1 protein-coding gene is annotated in these 1,578 nt (G+C 65.9%); it reads right to left on the minus strand.

The window, feature by feature from the left end; translation table 11 throughout:
- Positions 1 to 68: 68 nt before the first annotated feature.
- Positions 69 to 1,508, minus strand: a complete 1,440-nt coding sequence (locus tag ACFQQC_RS18635) for an IS1182 family transposase (protein ID WP_376864045.1) — start codon at positions 1,506 to 1,508, stop codon at positions 69 to 71.
- Positions 1,509 to 1,578 lie beyond the last annotated feature (70 nt).

Consider the following 1,578-nt stretch of genomic DNA (forward strand, 5'->3'; position numbering starts at 1 on the left):
GAGGCCGTGTAGAAACGCGCTGAGCTACAGGGGCGCGGATGTGGCGACGAGGCGCGGAGCGCTTGCCCTCACGCCCTGATCGCTTCCATCAGGGGCTTCGTTCCGAGCACCGCCATCACCCGCTTCATGTTGTAGGCCAGGATGTGGAGGCTGATCTCGGTCTTCACGTTGGGCAACCGCTTCATGAGGAAGTGGGTGTGGCCCATCCAGGCCTTGATCGTTCCGAACGGGTGCTCAACCAGCCGCCGTCGGGTGCGCATGGCGCGGGGCGCGAGGTCCATCCGGGTCTGGAGCGCATCGATCACCGCCTCATGCTCCCAGCGCGTAACTCGACGCTCGATGCTGGGCGTACACTGAGGCTTGAGGCGACAGCCGGTGCAGCTGGCCCGGTCCCAGTAGCGGTGCAACGTCAGTCCTTTCTCGACGGTCGTCATGTGACGCGGCAGCAGCGCACCGGCCGGGCAGCGATAGGCGTCCTGATCGGGCTGGTAGACGAAGTCCTGCTTGCCGAACCGGCCAGCCGCCTTCGCGCCAGAGGTCTGAGGCTTCGGTAGATAGGGCGTCACGCCCATGGCCTCGCAGGCCAGGATCTCCTCGCCGGAGAAGTAGCCGCGGTCGGCCAGCACATCGAGCGCCTCCACGCCCAGAGCGTCCTTGGCCTTCTGCGCCATGGACGCCAGCTGATGCTTGTCCAGGCCGGTCATGACCACGTCGTGGGCGACGATCAGGTGATGCTCGCCTTCGACGGCGGACTGGACGTTGTAGCCGACGATGCCGCTGCCTCGACCCGACGTCGCCATGGCCCGTGCATCGGAATCGGTCAGGGAGACCTGGCCGTCAGGTGACGCCTCGACCTCTGCCTCCATCGCCTTCAGCATCGCCATCTGTCCGCGGAGCCGATCGATCTTCTCGACCAGTCGCACGGATCGCGCTTCGGCCGCTTCGCCTTCCTGCCGGTCCGCCGTGTCCAGGTCCTGCAGATAGCCGGCGATGTGCTCGGCGACCTGCTCGATCCGCCGCTTCACCTTGTAGGCGGTGAAGTTGCGGTCGCGGGTGTTCACCGCTTTGAACTTCGAGCCGTCGATGGCGACCAAGGCGGCGCCGAACAGCCCGAGCTGCCGACACAGCACGACGAACTGGGCGCACGCCGCCTGGATCGCCGAACCGTTCTCGCGGCGGAAGTCGGCGATGGTCTTGTGATCCGGCGCCAGCCGTCCCGTCAGCCACATCAGCTCGACGTTGCGTTGCGCCTCGCGCTCCAGCCGCCGGCTGGACTGCACCTTGTTCAAATAGCCGTAGACGTAGAGCTTCAGCAGCATGGCCGGGTGATAAGCCGGCCGGCCCGTCGCGGCGGGCGTCATCCCCTCGAAGCCCAGCCCCTTCAGATCCAGTTCGTCGACGAAGACATCGACCACCCGGACCGGATTCTCCTCGGCCACATAGTCGTCCAGACACTCAGGAAGCAGCGTCTGCTGCCGGCGATCGGCACCCTGAACGAAGCGGCCCATACCCACCTCCTGCTGACCTCGGGAGGCTACCCTAATTCGCTCGAACCGAAGGCGTTTTCACACAGCCTCG

Source organism: Brevundimonas sp. GCM10030266 (genome assembly GCF_042666595.1).
Lineage (GTDB): Bacteria > Pseudomonadota > Alphaproteobacteria > Caulobacterales > Caulobacteraceae > Brevundimonas.